This window comes from Streptomyces sp. PsTaAH-137 (assembly GCF_003259365.1).
Lineage (GTDB): Bacteria > Actinomycetota > Actinomycetes > Streptomycetales > Streptomycetaceae > Streptomyces.
Window position 1 is genome coordinate 53,980 of record NZ_QLLY01000012.1, and the last position, 16,955, is coordinate 70,934.

At 73.0% G+C, this 16,955-nt stretch carries 18 protein-coding genes; 7 read left to right on the top strand and 11 right to left on the bottom strand.

Annotation, left to right across the window (positions count from 1 at the left end; all coding sequences use genetic code 11):
* The first annotated feature begins 56 nt into the window (after positions 1–56).
* Entirely contained in the window at positions 57–1,196 is a 1,140-nt protein-coding gene (locus tag K377_RS25680; protein ID WP_111665883.1) for a peptidoglycan bridge formation glycyltransferase FemA/FemB family protein, read from the top strand.
* A 10-nt stretch (positions 1,197–1,206) separates the two neighbouring features.
* Here the strand turns inward: K377_RS25680 and hutI are convergent, their stop codons facing one another.
* The 3 genes from hutI to K377_RS25695 all read right to left on the bottom strand — a co-directional run bounded on the left by hutI (position 1,207) and on the right by K377_RS25695 (position 5,116).
* Positions 1,207–2,379, bottom strand: a complete 1,173-nt coding sequence (gene hutI / locus K377_RS25685) for an imidazolonepropionase (RefSeq protein WP_111665884.1) — start codon at positions 2,377–2,379, stop codon at positions 1,207–1,209.
* A gap of 188 nt (positions 2,380–2,567) precedes the next feature.
* Complete coding sequence (locus tag K377_RS25690) at positions 2,568–3,923, bottom strand: formimidoylglutamate deiminase (protein WP_111666046.1); 1,356 nt, start codon at positions 3,921–3,923, stop codon at positions 2,568–2,570.
* Complete coding sequence (locus K377_RS25695) at positions 3,914–5,116, bottom strand: allantoate amidohydrolase (protein WP_111665885.1); 1,203 nt, start codon at positions 5,114–5,116, stop codon at positions 3,914–3,916. Before K377_RS25695 ends, K377_RS25690 begins: the two co-directional genes overlap by 10 nt.
* 183 nt (positions 5,117–5,299) lie before the next feature.
* On the opposite strand from K377_RS25695, the gene K377_RS25700 reads away from it, so the two are divergent.
* From K377_RS25700 to K377_RS25720, 5 genes are all read left to right on the top strand, one after another.
* Positions 5,300–6,673, top strand: a complete 1,374-nt coding sequence (locus tag K377_RS25700) for a diaminopimelate decarboxylase (protein WP_111665886.1) — start codon at positions 5,300–5,302, stop codon at positions 6,671–6,673.
* Positions 6,674–6,843: 170 nt separating this feature from the next.
* Positions 6,844–7,257: a hypothetical protein gene (locus K377_RS25705; RefSeq protein WP_111665887.1), complete on the top strand. Its 414-nt coding sequence runs from the start codon at positions 6,844–6,846 to the stop codon at positions 7,255–7,257.
* Complete coding sequence (locus K377_RS25710) at positions 7,254–8,027, top strand: transcriptional regulator (protein ID WP_111665888.1); 774 nt, start codon at positions 7,254–7,256, stop codon at positions 8,025–8,027. The genes K377_RS25705 and K377_RS25710 overlap by 4 nt, the downstream gene beginning before the upstream one ends.
* A 65-nt stretch (positions 8,028–8,092) precedes the next feature.
* The gene (locus K377_RS25715; protein WP_111665889.1) at positions 8,093–8,629 is read left to right on the top strand and encodes a roadblock/LC7 domain-containing protein; all 537 of its coding nucleotides are present in this window, start codon (positions 8,093–8,095) and stop codon (positions 8,627–8,629) included.
* Positions 8,630–8,690: 61 nt separating this feature from the next.
* Entirely contained in the window at positions 8,691–9,065 is a 375-nt protein-coding gene (locus K377_RS25720; protein WP_111665890.1) for a hypothetical protein, read from the top strand.
* 30 nt (positions 9,066–9,095) lie between these two features.
* Here the strand turns inward: K377_RS25720 and K377_RS25725 are convergent, their stop codons facing one another.
* Both K377_RS25725 and K377_RS25730 read right to left on the bottom strand, forming a co-directional pair.
* Entirely contained in the window at positions 9,096–9,665 is a 570-nt protein-coding gene (locus K377_RS25725; protein ID WP_111665891.1) for a hypothetical protein, read from the bottom strand.
* An 80-nt stretch (positions 9,666–9,745) separates the two neighbouring features.
* Positions 9,746–10,591: a helix-turn-helix domain-containing protein gene (locus tag K377_RS25730; RefSeq protein WP_111665892.1), complete on the bottom strand. Its 846-nt coding sequence runs from the start codon at positions 10,589–10,591 to the stop codon at positions 9,746–9,748.
* 102 nt (positions 10,592–10,693) lie between these two features.
* Between K377_RS25730 and K377_RS25735 the strand changes: the two genes are divergently transcribed.
* Positions 10,694–11,488 (top strand): SDR family oxidoreductase, encoded by a 795-nt coding sequence (locus K377_RS25735; RefSeq protein ID WP_111665893.1) that lies wholly within the window; start codon positions 10,694–10,696, stop codon positions 11,486–11,488.
* A gap of 5 nt (positions 11,489–11,493) precedes the next feature.
* On the opposite strand, the gene K377_RS25740 is transcribed toward K377_RS25735, so the two are convergent.
* The 6 genes from K377_RS25740 to K377_RS25765 form a co-directional block, all read right to left on the bottom strand.
* Positions 11,494–11,940: a hypothetical protein gene (locus tag K377_RS25740; RefSeq protein WP_111665894.1), complete on the bottom strand. Its 447-nt coding sequence runs from the start codon at positions 11,938–11,940 to the stop codon at positions 11,494–11,496.
* A gap of 68 nt (positions 11,941–12,008) precedes the next feature.
* Positions 12,009–13,430, bottom strand: coding sequence for a cytosine permease (locus tag K377_RS25745; RefSeq protein WP_111665895.1), 1,422 nt, complete (start codon positions 13,428–13,430; stop codon positions 12,009–12,011).
* Positions 13,431–13,449: 19 nt separating this feature from the next.
* Positions 13,450–14,385, bottom strand: a complete 936-nt coding sequence (locus K377_RS25750) for an ABC transporter substrate-binding protein (RefSeq protein ID WP_111666047.1) — start codon at positions 14,383–14,385, stop codon at positions 13,450–13,452.
* Between the two features lie 20 nt (positions 14,386–14,405).
* Positions 14,406–15,086, bottom strand: coding sequence for an ABC transporter permease (locus tag K377_RS25755; protein ID WP_111665896.1), 681 nt, complete (start codon positions 15,084–15,086; stop codon positions 14,406–14,408).
* 5 nt (positions 15,087–15,091) lie between these two features.
* Complete coding sequence (locus tag K377_RS25760; RefSeq protein ID WP_111665897.1) at positions 15,092–15,736, bottom strand: ABC transporter permease; 645 nt, start codon at positions 15,734–15,736, stop codon at positions 15,092–15,094.
* Positions 15,733–16,863 (bottom strand): ABC transporter ATP-binding protein, encoded by a 1,131-nt coding sequence (locus K377_RS25765; protein ID WP_237551689.1) that lies wholly within the window; start codon positions 16,861–16,863, stop codon positions 15,733–15,735. The genes K377_RS25760 and K377_RS25765 overlap by 4 nt, the downstream gene beginning before the upstream one ends.
* Positions 16,864–16,955 lie beyond the last annotated feature (92 nt).

Sequence of the window (16,955 nt, forward strand, 5' to 3'; positions counted from 1 at the left end):
GTGAACGCTCCGGAGGGCTTAGGCTGGCCGCCGCAGAACAGGAGCCATCACCTGCCATGACCAGCCAGCCCGCGCTCTCCGTGCGCGCCGTCTCCCGCGCGGAGCATCTGGCCCACCGCACCCTGTATCCCGGGGTGAGCCACCTCCAGATCCCCGAGTGGGGCGCCGTGAAGCCCGACTGGGAGGCGGAGAGCGTCGGGTGGTTCGAGGGGCCGAGCCGGGTGGCGGCGGCGCTGGTGCTGTACCGGGCGCTGCCCGGGACCCGGCGCACGCTCGCCTATCTGCCCGACGGACCGTCCCTCGACTGGACCGACCCGCGGCTCGGCCGGTGGCTGGAGCCGCTGATCGCGCATGTGACGCGGCGCGGGGCGTTCTCGCTGCGCATCGGTCCCCCGCTCGTCGTACGGCAGTGGGAGCCGGCCACCGTCGCGGAGGGCATCGCCGACAGCGGCGTACGGCATCTGCACGGCATGGCGGCCGACCACATCGACGGCATCGCGCTCCAGGTCGGGGAGCGGCTGCGGCGGCTCGGGTGGCGGCCGTGCGCCGACGGCGACGACGCCGGGTTCGGCGTGGGGCAGCCGCGGTACGGGTGCCAGGTGCCGCTCGCCGAACGGTCGGCGCAGGCGGTGCGCTCCGGGCTCGCGCCGCACTGGCAGGAGGCGCTGGACACGTCCGAGGCGGCCGGGGTCCGGGTGACCTGGGGCTCCGACGCCGATCTGCCCGCCTTCCACCGGCTGTACGCCGAGACCGCCGCCCGGGACGGGTTCAAGGCCCGGCCCGTCGCGTACTTCGAGCGGATGTGGCAGGCGCTGAACACGGACGACGGCGACCGGCTGCGGCTCTATCTCGCCGAGCGCGACGGCGAGGCGCTGTCCGCCGCGCTGATGATCTCCGTGGGGCAGCGGTTCTGGCACTCCTACGCCGCGTCCGGCTCACGCGGGCGTGAACTGCGCTCCGACCACGCCCTGTTGTGGCGGATGCTGGGCGTCGCGCGGGCCGCGGGCGCGGACACGTACGACCTGCGGGCCGTCAGTCCGCTCCTCACCGAGGACAACCGGCTGCTCGACCGGCTCCGCTTCAAGACCGGGGCCGGCGGGCGGGCCGTGGAGTACCTCGGCGAGTGGGAGCTGCCCGTCGGGCCCCAGGGGCGGGTGCTGCAGCGGGCGTTGGGGTTCTACCTCGGACACCGCTGAGCCCGCCGCGTCAGGCCGCGCGCACCCCGGCCCGCCAGACCTCGGACACCAGCGGCACGCCCGGCCGGTACGCCAGGTGTACGTGGCTGGGGGCGTCCAGGAACGCCAGGTCCGCCCGCGCACCGGGCGCCAGGTGGCCGACGTCCGTGCGGCGCAGTGCCTTCGCGCCGCCCGCCGTCGCCGCCCAGAGCGCCTCGTCCGGGGTCATGCCCATGTCCCGTACCGCGAGGGCGATGCAGAACGGCACCGAGGACGTGAAGGACGAGCCCGGGTTGCAGTCCGTGGACAGCGCCACCGTGGCGCCCGCGTCGAGGATGCGGCGGGCGTCCGGCCACTCGGCGCGCGTGGAGAACTCGGCGCCGGGCAGCAGCGTCGCCACCGTGTCGCTGTTCGCGAGGGCGTCGACGTCCGCGTCCGTGAGGTGGGTGCAGTGGTCGGCGCTCGCCGCGTCCAGCTCGACGGCCAGCTGGACGCCGGGGCCGTAGGAGAGCTGGTTGGCGTGGATGCGCGGGAGCAGGCCCTTGGCCTTGCCGGCCGTGAGGATCGCGCGGGCCTGGTCGCCGTCGAAGGCGCCCTTCTCGCAGAAGACGTCGATCCAGCGGGCGTGCGGGGCGCAGGCGTCCAGCATCTCGCCGGTGACGAGGGCCACGTAGGCCGCCGGGTCGTCGGCGAAGTCCGGCGAGACGATGTGCGCGCCGAGGTAGGTGACCTCGTCGGTGTGGGCCTTCGCGATGCGCAGGGCGCGTTCCTCGTCGGCCGTGGTGAGGCCGTAGCCCGACTTGGTCTCGAAGGTGGTCGTGCCCTGGCGGAGCGCTTCCGCGAGGTGGTGGGTGAGGTTCGCTTCGAGGTCGGCGTCGGTCGCGGCTCGGGTGGCGGCGACCGTGGTGCGGATGCCTCCGGCCTTGTAGCTCTGGCCGGACATGCGGGCGTTGAACTCTTCTGTGCGGTCGCCTGCGAAGACCAGGTGGGAGTGGGAGTCGACGAAGCCCGGGATCACGGCTTTGCCTTCGGCGTCGCGGGTGGTGTCGGTCTGCGGGACCTTGGCCGTCGGGCCCGCCCAGGCGATCTTGTCGCCCTCGATGACGAGCGCGGCGTCCTTGATCTGGCCGAGGGGGCCGTCGCCGAGGTCCGGGTTGTTGGTGACCAGGGTGCCGATGTGGGTGATCGCCGTCGCGGTCGTCATGGGTTCCTCTCCGGGGTGGGTGGTGCGAATGTTCCGAGCGCGCGGGCCGGTGGCCGCTTCTCGCGCAGTTCCCCGCGCCCCTGAGGCATGCGCTCCGCGCAGCCTCCCCTGGGCGAGCGGAGCTCGTCTCAGGGGCGCGGGGAACTGCGCGGCCAGCCACGACGTGAGCCGCACCCGGCGACGCGTCGCTACCTCAGTGCCGCGATGGCTTCCGTCAGGGCCGATGCCACGTCGCCGACGGCCACGTGGTCGCCGTCGCGGACCACCACACGGCCCCCCGCGACCACGTGAGTGACATCGGCGCCGCCCGCCGAGAAGACGGCCGTCTCGGCGCCGAGGCGGGGGAGGGCGCCCGCGGTGCGGACCGAGTCGAGGGTGAGGGTGACCAGGTCGGCAAGGGCGCCGGGTTCGAGGGTGCCGGCGTCGGGCCAGCCCAGCGCCGCGTGTCCGTCGGCGGAGGCGGCGCGGAGCAGCGCGGCCGCCGTCCAGTGGCCCCGGGTGCGCGAGCGCAGGCGCTCGTTCAGCTCCATCGCGCGCGCCTCCTCGAAGAGGTCGATCACGGCGTGGCTGTCCGAGCCGAGCGAGAGCGGCGAACCGGCCCGCTGGAGCTGGACGGCGGGCCCGATGCCGTCGGCGAGGTCGCGTTCGGTGGTCGGGCACATGCAGGTGCCGGTGGACGAGCCGCCGATCAGCTTGATGTCGGCGTCGGTGAGGTGGGTGTTGTGGACGCCGGTGGTGCGCTCGCCCAGCACCCCGTGATCGGCGAGGAGCTGGGTCGGCGTACAGCCGTGGGCGGCCTGGCAGGCGTCGTTCTCGGCGGTCTGCTCGGAGAGGTGGACGTGCAGCGGGGCACCCCGCTCGGCGGCCCACTCCGCGACGGTGGCCAGCTGGTCCGCGGGAACGGCCCGCACGGAGTGCACGGCCGCGCCGATCCGCGCGTGCGGCCGGTCGGTGAGGAGGGAGGCGCGCTCGGCCCAGCCCTGCGTGGTGCCGTCCGAGAAGCGCAGCTGGTGCCGGTCGGGCTCCTTGCCGAAGCCGGAGGAGACGTACGCCGTGTCGAGGAGCGTGATGCGGATCCCGGCGTCGGCCGCGGCGGCGATCAGCGCCTCGCCCATCGCGTTCGGGTCGCTGTACCGGGTGCCGCCGGGGGCGTGGTGGACGTAGTGGAACTCGCCGACGGCCGTGATGCCGGTCAGCGCCATCTCCGCGTACACCGCCCGCGCGAGCGCGTAGTAGGTGTCGGGCGTGAGCCGGTCCGCGACCCCGTACATGACCTCGCGCCAGGTCCAGAACGTGCCCGAGCCGACCTGCACCGTCGCGCGCAGCGCCCGGTGGAAGGCGTGGCTGTGGGCGTTGGCGAGGCCCGGCAGGGTCAGGCCGCGCAGGACCGTGGCGCCGGGCGGCGGGGTGGGGACGTCGGTGCGGACCGCGGTGATGCGGCCGGTGCCGTCCGTGCCGTCGCTGCCCGTCACGTCGACGGCCACGTTCGGCTCGACGTGGGTGCCGAGCCAGGCGTGTTCCAACCAGTACGTCGTCACTTGCAGGCCAGCCCTTCCAGTACGTCGGCCAGTGCGCGCACCCCGGCGAGGCAGTCGTCCTCGGCGGCGGACTCGGCCGGGGAGTGCGAGACGCCCGTCGGGTTGCGTACGAACAGCATGGCGGTGGGGATCGACGAGGCGAGGATTCCGGCGTCGTGTCCCGCGCCCGTGCCGAGGACGGGCACGTCCAGGCCGGTGTCCAGGCCGAGGATGCGGGAGAGCTCGCCGCGCAGCGCGTGGTCGAACTCGACGACCGGGGTGAACGACTCGCGGGTGAGCGTGACGTCGATGCCGTGCGCGTCGGCGTACTCGCGGGCCGCTTTCTCGATCGCGGTGACGGTCCGGTCGAGGGCGTCCTGTCCTGCGGCGCGGGAGTCGAGCCAGCCGCGGACGAGGGAGGGGATGGCGTTGACGCCGTTGGGCTCGACGGAGATCTTGCCGAAGGTGGCGACGGCGTCGGCGAGGCGGGCCTCGCGGCGGGCGGCGAGCACCGTCTCGGCGTAGGGCAGCATCGGGTCGCGGCGGTCGACGAGGCGGGTGGTGCCCGCGTGGTTGGCCTCGCCCGCGAAGTCGAAGCGCCAGCGGCCGTGCGGCCAGATGGAGCTGGCGACGCCGACCGCGTCGCCGGACAGGTCGAGGGCGCGGCCCTGCTCCACGTGGAGTTCGATGAACGCGTCGATCCGCGCGAGGCGTTCGGGGTCCGGGCCGATCGCGTCGGGGTCGTACCCGGCGCGTTCCATGGCCTGCGGGAGCGTGACGCCGTCGGCGTCGGTGAGCCGGTGGGCGGCCTCGCGGGTGAGATGGCCGCCGGTGAGGCGGGAGCCGACGCAGGCCAGGCCGAAGCGGGCGCCCTCCTCGTCGCCGAAGTTGGTGATGGCGAAGGGCTTGGTGAACTCCGCTCCCCTGCGGCGGAGTTCGTCCAGGGCGGCGAAGGAGGAGACCACGCCGAGGGGGCCGTCGAAGGCGCCGCCGTCGGGGACCGAGTCCAGGTGCGAGCCGGTGACGACGGCGCCGCCGGCCTCCGGGTCGCCGTGCCAGGCCCACTGATTGCCGTTGCGGTCCAGCTCGTAGGTCAGGCCGCGGGACTCCGCCTGCTCCCTGAACCAGGCGCGGCAGTCGGCGTCGGCGCCCGTCCAGGCGTGCCGGCGGTAGCCGCGGGTGTCCTTGTCCCGGCCGACGGGGAGCAGGTCCCGCCACATCTCCAGGAAGCCCGAACCGCCGTCCCGCGCCCCCGACGGGGCTTGAGTGCTCACTGACTGTCGTCCTCTCGCATCGGGCGTCCCGGTCCGCGTACCCGGTGAATTCTCTATTCACATCCTCGCGACCTGAATAGATCTAGTCAACACCCTGCCTCGGCGGCGCACCGGTGGTTGCCTGGACGCATGGCATCCACGGACGCGCCCACCGTTCCCCTTCCCGGACTCCCCGACCGTCGCGCACGCGACCGCGACCTGGCCGTGCGCGCGGCCGTCGAGCAGGGCCTCGTCGGGCCCGGCGCCCCCGTGGCCGGGCTGCTCGACGTGACCGGCATCCGCGCCTCCGCGGCCGCCCTGCGCGCCGCCTTCGACGCGGTCGCCGCGCCCGGCACCGAGATCCTGCACGCCTTCGCGGTGAAGGCCACCCCGCTCGTGCCGGTGCTGCGGCTGCTGCACCGCGCCGGTCTCGGCGCCGAGGTGGCGAGCCCCGGCGAGCTGGCCCTGGCCCGCGCCGCCGGGGTGCCGCCCACCCGCACCGTCCTCGACTCCCCCGCCAAGACCGGCGCCGAACTGCGCGAGGCACTCGCCCTCGGCATCGCGGTGAACGCCGACAACCCGCAGGAGCTGGCCCGCCTCGACGCCCTCGTCGGCTCCGCGCCCACCCGCTCCCCGCTCGGCGTGCGGGTGAACCCGCAGACCGGAGCCGGGTCCATCGGCGCCACGTCGACCGCGACCGCCACCTCCAAGTTCGGGGTGGCGCTGCGCGACGAAGGGGCCCGCGAATGGATCGTCCGGGCCTACCTGGACCGCCCGTGGCTGACCCGCCTGCACACGCACTCCGGATCGCAGGGCGTGCCGCTGGAGCTGCTGGCCGAGGGGGTGCGCGCGGCGTACGAGCTCGCCGAGGAGATCAACGCTCTGGCCGGGCGGCGCCAGATCGACACCCTCGACATCGGCGGCGGCCTCCCGGTGAACTTCGGCTCCGACGAGGACACCCCCGACCACGCCGGATACGCCCGGCTGCTCGCCGAGCGGGTGCCGGGGCTCTTCGACGGGCGCTACGGCCTGGTGACCGAGTTCGGGCGCTCCCTGCTCGCCAAGCACGGCACGACCCTCGCGCGCGTGGAGTACGCCAAGGAGAGCGGCGGACGCCCGATCGCCGTGACCCACGCGGGAGTTCAGGTGGCGACCAGGACCGTGTACCTGCCCGAGGCGTGGCCGCTGCGGATCGCCGCGTACGACGCCCAGGGGCGCCCGGCGGCCGGCCCCGGGACCGCGCAGGACATCGCGGGGCCCGCCTGCTTCGCCGGAGATCTGCTCGCCGCGGACCGCACCCTGCCGCTGCTCGCGGCGGGCGACCACGTGGCCGCGCTGGACACCGGCGCCTACGGCTTCGCGCACCACTACGCGTACAACTCGCTGGCCCGGCCCGGGATCTACGGCTTCGCCGCCGGGCCCGGCGGCGACGTCCGCTTCGCGACCGTACGGGAGCCGCAGACGGCCGAGGAGATCGTCGCGGAGTCCGGCGGCGCCCTGCGCGCCGCGCTGCTCGATCTCTGACGTCCCGGTAATACCGGTTCGTTCAGGGCGGGTTGGCGGATTCTAGACGGTCGTCAAATGTTCCACTGGAAAATGCCAGAACGCTCACCAGGCCGCCGCACTGTGCGTAGCGTCTTCGTCACACGCGCATCAGCGGTAGGACAACGCGGTAGAGGTGGGGGGTTTCAGGCGTGCCCGGAATCGACGAGTGCCTGCTCGAGGCCATGCGGCTGCCGGGAGCGCGCGGCGCCTCCGTCGTCGACTGGACCAGCGGGCTCGCGCTGGGCACCATCGGGGACTCGCCCAACGGCGACCACGAGGCGACCGCCACCGAGGCCGCGGAACTGGCCCGGCTCGCCGCCGAGCACCGGGCCTTCGCCCCCGCCGACGGCAACGACTGGACGCAGGAGGCGGCCGGCGACAAGTCGCCGCCCGTCGAGGACGTCATCGTCACCAGCCGCGACGGCTACCACCTGCTGCGGTTCGTGCCGACCACCTTCGACAGCAGCGTCTTCCTGCATCTGTGGCTGGACCGCGACGAGGGCAACCTCGCGCTGTCCCGCATACGCCTGGCCGACCTCGCAGACCGCCTGGTCCTGGGATGACCACGGCCCCCGCGCCCGCAGGCGTCTCCCCGATGCTCAGCAGACTCGCCGCCGAGCAGGCCACCGGCGCACTCATACGGGAGCACGGCACCCTCTATCTCGCCGACGGCCGGATCGTGCACGCGGAGTCCCCGGCGACACCCGGGATGGACGTCCTGCTCACCGCGGGCGGTGCCGTGCACGCCGACGGCTGGTGGGAGGCGGTCGACCGGGCCGGGGCCCGGCGCGGGGTGGGCCGCTATCTCGTCGAGCACGGCGGACTGAGCGACGGCGCGCTCGAACTGTGCCATCTGGGCGCCCTGTTCGACGCCGCGTACTTCACCCTCGCCCCGAGCAGCGGCCCGACCCGGTTCCGCTACGGGGTCTCGCACTGGTTCGGCGTGGTGCGCCCGGTGCCGGTGGCGTCCGTCGAGCGGGAGACACTGCGCCGCCGCGATCTGCTCCAGCGGATCTGGCCCGAGCCCGACACCGACACCGCCCCGCTCACCCGGGCCGGCACCGAGGACGCCCGGGTGCCGCCGCGCCGGCGCCGCGTCCTCGATCTGGTGGACGGCGAACGCACCGCCTCGCAGATCGCGCTCCTGCTGGGCCGGCCCGCCTTCCACACCCTGGTGGACCTGCGCCGGCTCGCCGCGGGCGGTCTGGTCACCACCGCGCCCCCGGCACCGGCCGCCGTCGCCGCCCCGCCCGAGTGGCTGGCGAAGGCCGCCGTCGACGACCCCGACGTGGCCCTGCTGCGCCGCCTTCGCAACGCCCTGGAGGCCCTGTGATCCGCCTCCGCCGCAGCACCCGGGGCCCCGCCGCATCCTCCGAACTCTCCGAAGGGAGACCGCCGATGGCGGACGAGGCCGAAGTCCTCGGCGAACTACAGCGGTTGAGAGTGCGGGTGCCCCAGGTCACCGGGGCGCTCGCGGCCAGCGTCGACGGGCTGGTCCTCGCCCAGGACACCTCCGGCGTCGAGCCGGAGGGGGTCGCCGCGCTGACCGCCGCCGCGCTCGGGGTCGCCCAGCGGCTGGCCGACGCCACCGGGCAGGGCGCCTTCCGCGAACTCCTGGTGCGCGGCACGGACGGCTACGTCGCGACGTACGCCGCCGGGGACACCGCCGTGCTGACCCTGCTCGCCGAGAACCGGGTCAACGTCGGGCGGCTGCACCTGGAGGGCCGCAGAGCCGGCACGCGGGTCGGCGAACTCGTCGCCGAGGCCGCCGAGCTGCCCGAACCGGTGATGCGCACGCGGGGCCGGGCCCGGGCCCGCACCGCGGCGTCCGACCCGGTCCCGACCACCGACAGCGGGCTCCCGGTCCGCACCGCCAAACCGTCCGACCTCGCCAAGCACGCCGAACCCAAGCTGCAACCGCGGACGGCGCGCTGACCCGGCGCCGCCACCCACAAGACGCGACACAGAGAAGCCGTACACGAAAGGAACCACCACCATGACCAACGCCGAGACCGCTCTCAAGGACGCCGTCGCCTCCATCGAGGGCGCCAGCGCCGCCGCCCTGGTCGACTACACCAGCGGCATGGCCCTCGGGACCATCGGCGGCTCCAAGTCGTTCGACCTGGAGGTGGCGGCGGCCGGGAACACCGACGTCGTCCGCGCCAAGCTCCGCACCATGGAACACCTCGGCATCAAGGACGAGATCGAGGACATCCTGATCACGCTCAACACCCAATATCACCTGATCCGCCTGATCAAAGGCCGCGGGGGCAACGGCCTCTTCCTCTACCTGGTGCTCGACTCCGCGCGCGCCAATCTGGCGATGGCCCGGCACCAGCTCAAGAAGATCGAGGCCGAACTGGAGGTCTGACCCCGTGCGGGTCAGACCGCCGGACAGACCCTAACGACGCCGCGCCCCACCGGGCGCGGCGTCTCCCGCTGCCGTGCCCGTCGCCCGGTAGCCCCTGACCTGCTTGCCGACGGGTGCGCCCGCCCGCGCGCCGAGCCAGTCGACGCGCAGCCACACCAGCGCGTCCCCGCCGGTCTCCCGGCGCCCGAGCCAGGCGGCCTTCAGCCACAGCCCGGCTCCCGCACCGGCCAGCGCCATGCCGCCGGCGGCGGGTACGGCGAAGGAGGCGGCGACGGCCGCGAGGAAGCCGAGCAGCAGCCACCAGCGGTGCCCGCGCCGCCAGTTGCGCACGGTCACGGCCCGGTCCTGGAGCACGTCGTGCCGTCCGGCGCGGGTGGCCCCGCGGGTCAGCTCCAGATACCGCTTGCGGCGGCTGTACGCGACCCAGAGCGCGGCCACGACGAAGAGCGCGGCGCCCGCCAGGACGCCGATCCGGCGTCCGGTGATGCCGCCGGGCAGCAGCCCGATCCCGGCCGCGAGCACGCCGAGCCACCACAGCGGGGCGGCTCCCGCCCGCACCACGACGGCTGTTCTGACCAGCCCCTGCGCTCCGCGTGCCACCTCTGCTCCCTCCGCCTGACGCCGTCCGGACGCCGGGAGCGTAATGCCCGTGTCTGAGGACTCCCTGAGAGCCGGGGCGCTCAGCCGACGGGGACGGCGGCCCGCCCGGCCAGCGTCCGCAGCCGGTCCGCCGTGACGGACCCGGGCTCCGGGGTGTACACCACGAGCGATTGGTCCGGTTCGCCGGAGACCGTCAACGTCTCGTAGGGCAGGGTCAGTTCACCGACGACGGGGTGCAGCATCCGCTTGGCGCCGGTCGTCTTGCGCTTCACCTGGTGGTCGGCCCACAGGCGCCGGAAGTCGGCGCTGGCCAGCGACAGTTCGCCCACCAGGCGGGCCAGGTGCGGGTCGCCCGGGTGCAGCCCCGCGTCCAGGCGCAGGTGCGCGACCGTCTCCGCGGCGACGGCGGCCCACTGCGGGTACAGCTCCCGTACGGCCGGTTCGAGGAACACCTGCCGGGGCATGTTGCGGTCCTTCGGCGCCATCGCGGAGAAGCCGAGGAGGGCGTCGCCGAGCGCGTTCCAGGCGAGGACGTCCATGCGCCGGCCGAGCACGAAGGCGGGCGCCCGGTCGATCGTGTCCAGGAGCAGCCGCAGTCCGGGCCGCACCCGCTGCGCGGTCTCCCGGCGGCGGCCGCCCTGCGCGGGCCGCGCCACCGACCGCAGATACGCCTGCTCGGTCGCGTCGAGCCGCAGCACCCGGGCGACGGCGTCCAGGACGGCGTCGGAGACGGACGTGCCGCGCCCCTGTTCGAGCCGGATGTAGTAGTCGACGCTGACCCCCGCGAGCTGCGCCACTTCTTCGCGCCGCAGCCCCGGCACCCGCCGCCGTCCGTACTCCGGCAGCCCGACCTCCTCGGGCCGGATGCGGGCGCGCCGCGACCGCAGGAAGTCCCCTATGCCGCCCAGATCCTCGTCCGCGTCCATGGGGCGATCCTAGGGCGGGCCCGCGCGGCGATCCTGGTACTGGCAGACCCAGGAAAAGCTCTGCCCTGGGTACGGGAACGGCGGCGCGCCAGAGTCGTGGCCATGACGACGACACAGAACATCCAGCTCCTCCGGAGCCCGTACGCCTCCCTCTCCGGCCGCACCGCCCTGATCACGGGCGCCGCCAGCGGTATGGGCGAGGCGACGGCCCGGCTGCTGGCCGCGCACGGGGCCCGGGTCGCGCTCCTCGCCCGCCGCGAGGACCGGCTCACCGAGCTGGCCGCGGGGATCGGGAAGGCGGGCGGCAGCGCCCTGGCCGTGCCCGCGGACCTCACCGACCAGGCGTCCGTGGACGCGGCCGCCGACCGGGTGCGTGCCGCGTACGGCCGGGTGGACCTCGTGGTGAACGCGGCCGGTGTGATGCTGCCCAATCCGATCGCCGACGGCCGCGCCGACGAGTGGCAGCGCATGCTCGACACGAACGTCACCGGCGCGCTGCGGGTGATCCGCGCCTTCGTCCCCGACCTGATCGGGGCGGCCGCCGAGGGCGGCACCGCGGATCTGGTGAACATCTCCTCGATCGGCGCGCACGTCCCGTTCCCGAACTACGCGGTGTACGGGGCGACGAAGGCCGCGCTGACCTACCTCTCGCAGTCGCTGCGCACCGAACTCGGCCCGCACGACGTCCGCGTCACCAACCTCGAACCGGGGCTGACCGACACCGAGCTGGCCTCCCACGTCGACAACGAGGACCTCTCGGCCCAGCTGGACGGCATGTTCGAGGCGCTGGCCGGGCTCACCGCCGACGACATCGCCGACCTGATCGCGTACACGACGAGCCGGCCCCGCCGGGTCAATCTCCGCCAGGTGATCGCGCTGCCCACGCGTCAGGCGTGAGGCCCCTATCCCTCCCACTCACTGTCTGTGTGCTGCCGCTGCCGACGCCCGAGGCGCGGCCGGTCGTGCCGGACCCCGCTGTGCACGGCGTTCACCGCGACGATGCCGATCCAGGCGATCAGCAGTCCGGGCCGGCCGGCGTTGACCACGGCGATCGCGGAGAGCGGGATCGCGAGAACGAGGGAGGCGACGGTGAAGCCGAAGCGCTCGCCCCAGCTGTCGCCGCCGCGGGGCCGGCCGCGGCGGGTGTCACGGGCGGCGGTCAGTTGCTGCTCGGCGAGCTGCCGCCGCACCCGGCGGTCGACCACCGAGTCGAGCCGCTGGTCGACCTTGTCGAGGAACGAGTCGACGAGCGCCGACTCGTACTCGGCACCGAGCTCGCTGCGAGCCTGGAGGGTCGCGTCGAGTTCCTTCTTGAGTTCGGCATCGCGTGCGCGTTCGCGGGCTTCCATACCCTCGTACGGTACGGATCCGGGGGCGCCGGGACAGTGGGGCTAACCCCCCGAAATCCGCCGCCGGATCAGGAACGCCCCGCTCCGACGGGCTCGCTCTCGCGGGGCAGGCCCAGGATCGTCTCGTCCGGCACGTGCGAGGTGTCGCGGCGGGCCAGCAGCCAGTACAGGACGGCCGGGACGGCGAGTCCCACGATCCAGGAGATGTCGGCGCCGCCGAGCGGCTCGACGAACGGGCCGGTGTAGAACGACGTCGCCAGGAACGGGAGCTGGGCGAGGACGCCGACCGCGTACACGGCGAGCGCGTCCCACCGCCAGGCGCCGTACCGGCCGCGCGGGTCGGCGAGGGCCGGGATGTCGTAGCGCTCGTGCGAGATCAGGTAGTAGTCGACGAGGTTGATCGCGGACCAAGGCGTGAAGAACGTCAGCAGGAACAGCAGGAAGTCCTTGAAGGACGACAGGAAGCTGTCCTTGCCGAGCAGGGCGACCGCCGTGCCGGCGACCATGATGACCGCGATGTACGCCGCCCGGCCGCGCGGGCCGAGGGTGCGCTGGCCGCGGAAGCCGCTGATGCCGGTCACCATCGACATGAAGCCGCCGTAGGTGTTGAGCACGTTGATGGTGAGCTTGCCGAGCGCGATCACGAAGTAGAAGAGCGAGGCGACGAGACCGGCGCCGCCGAGCGAGACGACGTAGCCGACCTGGTCGTCGAGGAACGCCTCACCGGCGCTCGCGGCGACCAGCACGCCGAAGGTCATCGACCACTGCGAGCCGATCGCCGAGCCTCCCAGCGTCCACCAGAACGTCGCCTTGCCGCTCGTGGAGCGCGGCAGGTAGCGCGAGTAGTCGGCGACGTACGGGCCGAACGCGAGCTGCCAGGACGCCGAGAGGGAGACGGCGAGCAGGAACATCGGGAAGGAGAAGTGCGCGTCGCCGAGGAGCGCGCCGAGGTCGACGCGGTCCAGGAGCCGGATGCCGAGGTAGACGAAGGCGAGCGCGCAGATGATGCTGGCGACCCGGCCGAGGACGTGGATGACGCGGTAGCCGACGGCCGCCATGACGGCCGTGACCAGCGCGAACAGGATGATGCCGGTGACGTCGTCGGTGTGGGTGAGCTGCGCGGTCGCCTGTCCGGCGAGCACGCTGCCGCTGGCGAAGAAACCGACGTACATCAGGATCACGAGGAGCAGCGGGACGACGGCGCCCTTCACGCCGAACTGCGCCCGGGACTGGATCATCTGGGGCAGTCCGAGCTTGGGGCCCTGCGCCGAGTGCAGGGCCATGACGGCGCCGCCGAGCAGATTGCCCACGACGAGCCCGATCAGCGACCAGACGACGTCGCCGCCGAAGACGACCGCGAGGGCGCCCGTGACGACGGCCGTGATCTGGAGGTTGGCGCCGAGCCAGAGGGTGAACTGGCTGAAGGGGTGCCCGTGCCGTTCGCTGTCGGGGACGACGTCGATGGAGTGCTGCTCCACTACCGCTGCCATTCGATGGCCTCCTTACGTCTTACTTCTTGTGCAGGCCGTGCCGGCGCGCATAGTCGTTCGCCACGTCCTCGGGGTCCTTCTTGTCCTTGTCGACGAGGCGGTTCAGCTCGGTCAGGTCCTCGGTGGTCAGGACGTTGCCGAGGCGGGCCAGCGCCTTGCGGACGGTCGAGTCGGCCTTGCGGTCGGCGATCAGCGGCACGACGTGCTGGCCGGGGACGAGGTTCTTGGGGTCGGTGAGGACGACCCAGTGGTTCTCGGCGATGTCGGTATCGGTGGTGAACAGGTTCGCCACGTCGACATCGCCCTTCTTCAGGGCGCCCTTGACCAGCGGTCCGGAGGAGTCGAGGGACTTGAACTCCTTGAACTCGACGCCGTACACGTCCTTCAGGCCGACGGCGCCGACCTGCCGCTTCTTCACCTCGGGTGCCGCGCCGATGACCAGCTTGCCGTTGTGGTTCGCGAGGTCGGCGAGGGACTTGAGCTTGTACTTCGCGGCGGTCTCCCGCGTGACGACGAAGGCGTCGGAGTCCTCGGCCATGCCGTACGGGAGGATCTGGAGGCCGTTGGGGAGGACCATGGCGAGCGCGTTCTGCATCTCGCCCTCCTCGGCGGCCTTCGACTTGGTGTCGAGGTAGTGCAGGAGGGCGCCCTGGTACTCGGGCAGCAGGTCGATGTCGCCGCCCTTGAGGGCGGGGATGAGGATCTCGCGGGTGCCGAGGTTGGGCCGCACCGAGGTCTTCACCCCGGCGGCGTCGAGCACGGCCGCGTAGAGGTAGCCGAGGACCTGGTTCTCGGTGAAGTTGGCGGTGCCGATGGTGACGCCGCCCTTGCTGGACCCGGATCCCGAGCCCCCGCCGCCGTCGCCGTTCAGCGAGGTGATGCCACTGGAGCAGGCGGCGAGTGCGGGCACGGAGGCCGCGGCGGCGAGCCCGCCGAGCAGCGTGCGTCGGTTCATCTTGCTCATCTGGCGTGCTCCTAGGCGGACTTGGGGGTGGCGGCGGGGCGGTGGCGGAACATCAGGCGCTGGAGTCCGGACAGGGCGAGGTCGAGGACGACGGCGACGACCGCGACGAGCACGGCGCCGCCGAGGACCTGGACGAGGTCGCGCTGGGCGAGCCCGTCGAAGACGTAGCGGCCGAGCCCGCCGAAGGAGACGTACGCGGCGATGGTGGCGGTCGCCACGACCTGGATCAGGGCGAGCCGCAGCCCGGTCATGATCAGCGGCAGCGCGAGCGGCAACTCGACCTGGAACAGCACCTGGTGGGCGCGCATCCCCTGGCCGCGCGCGGCGTCGCGCACCTCCGGGTCGACAGCGGTCATGCCCGCGTACGTGTTCGTCACGATGGACGGCACGGCGAGGGCGACGAGCGCGATGTAGACGGGCCACATGGACAGCCCGCTGGCCAGGAAGACCAGCACGACGAGGCCGACGGTCGGCAGCGCGCGCCCGAAGGACGACAGGTTGATCGCGACGAACGCGCCGCGTCCGGTGTGCCCGATGAGCAGCCCGACGGGCAGCGCGATCGCGGCGGCGACGAGCGTGGCGATCAGCGAGTACTGGAGGTGCTCGGCGAGCCGGTGCGCGATGCCGTCGGGGCCGGTCCACTGCTCGCCGCTGACGAGCCAGGACCCGAGGTTCTTGAACAGTTCGTACATGGCGGTCAGCCCTTCCGGGTCCGGGTCCAGGGCGTGAGCAGCCGCTGTACGGCGACCAGGAGCGCGTCCGCGACGAGCGCGAGCAGCAGCGTGAGCACGACGCCGACGATCACCGGGGTCGGGAAGTTGCGCTGGAACCCGTCGGTGAAGAGCTGGCCGAGGCCGCCGTCGCCGATGTACGTCGCCACGGAGACGAGCGAGATCGACATGACGGTCGCGATGCGGACGCCCGCCATGATCACGGGCAGGGCGAGCGGGAACTCGACCGTGAACAGCGTGCGCATCGGCCGCGTCCCCATGGCCTTCGCCGCTTCCCTCGTCTTCTGCGGCACGGAGTCGAGGCCCTCGACCGTGTTCCGCAGCAGCACGACCAGGGTGTAGATCGTCAGGCCGATGACGGTGGTGGTGCGGGTCAGTCCGGAGACCGGCAGCAGCAGCACGAACACGGCGATCGACGGAATCGTGAACAGCACGTTGGACAGCCCGAGCAGGAAGCCGCGCAGGGGGCGGACCCGGTGGGCGACGACGGCGAGCGGCAGGGAGATCAGCAGGCCGAGCAGGACGGCGGTGAGGGCGGCTTGGAGGTGGGAGAGGGTGAGGCTGGTGAGGTCCGAGCCGTGCTCGGATATCCAGGTCCAGTCGATGGTCATGCGGTCCCGGCCCCCTTGGAGGCGGGCTCCGCCGAATCAAGCCCCTCCGGCGATTGAGGAGCGGGGTCCGGGGCGGCGCCCCGGGACGGCGCGCCCGTCAGGGCCTGCGCGTGCGCGACCCCGGCCCGCCCGTGGATGTCGTCCCGGGACGACACCCCGGTGAGCACCCCATCGGCATCCACCCGGACCACCAGCCCCGCTGGAGCGGCGACGGACTCGTTCAGCGCCGAGAGAAGGGAATCCCCGTCGCGCAGCGGTCGTACCGGCGACTCGGCGCCGGTAGAACGCTCACGCCAGGCCACCGGCTTGCGCCCCGCGTCGAGCACCAGCTCCCAGGAGCCGCCCTCGGGGGCCGGAGCCTGCGGTACGTCACTCAGGTCGCTCAGCGACAACAGCTTCAAACCGCGCTCGGCGCCCAGGAAGTCCGCGACGAACTCGTCGGCGGGCCGGGCCAGAAGCTCCGCAGGAGCAGCGCACTGCACCAGATGCCCGCCCTCGCGGAACACGGCTATCCGGTCCCCGAGCCGCACGGCCTCGTCGATGTCGTGGGTGACGAACACGATGGTCTTGCTCAACTCCTGCTGGAGCCGGAGCAGTTCGTCCTGGAGCTGGGTGCGCACGACGGGGTCGACGGCGCCGAACGGCTCGTCCATGAGCAGCACCGGCGGATCGGCGGCGAGCGCGCGGGCCACGCCGACGCGCTGCTGCTGACCGCCGGAGAGCTGGTGCGGGTACCGCTTGCCCATCTCGGGGGCGAGCCCGACCCGCTCAAGAAGCTCGGCGGCGACCGTCCGGGCCTTCTTGCGGCCCCAGCCGAGCAGCAGCGGCACGGTGGCGACGTTGTCGAGGACGGTGCGGTGCGGGAAGAGGCCGGACTGCTGGATGACGTACCCGATGGAGCGCCGCAGCTCGGCGGCGTCCTGGTCGAGGACGTCGCGCCCGCCGACCCGGATCGTGCCCGAGGTGGGCTCGACCATGCGGTTGATCATCCGGAGGCTGGTCGTCTTGCCGCACCCCGAGGAGCCGACGAAGACGGTGACGCCTCCCTCCGGCATGTCGAGGGAGAGATCGTGCACCGCAGTCGTGCCGTTCGGGAACCTCTTGTGGACCGCTTCGAACTGAATCATGGAGCGCCTCTGGAGTCCTCTTGCCCGTCCTGCATATCGTCATGCAGAGTTCTCGGTGGATGAATAAGTTGTCAATGGCCTGGTGTAAATCG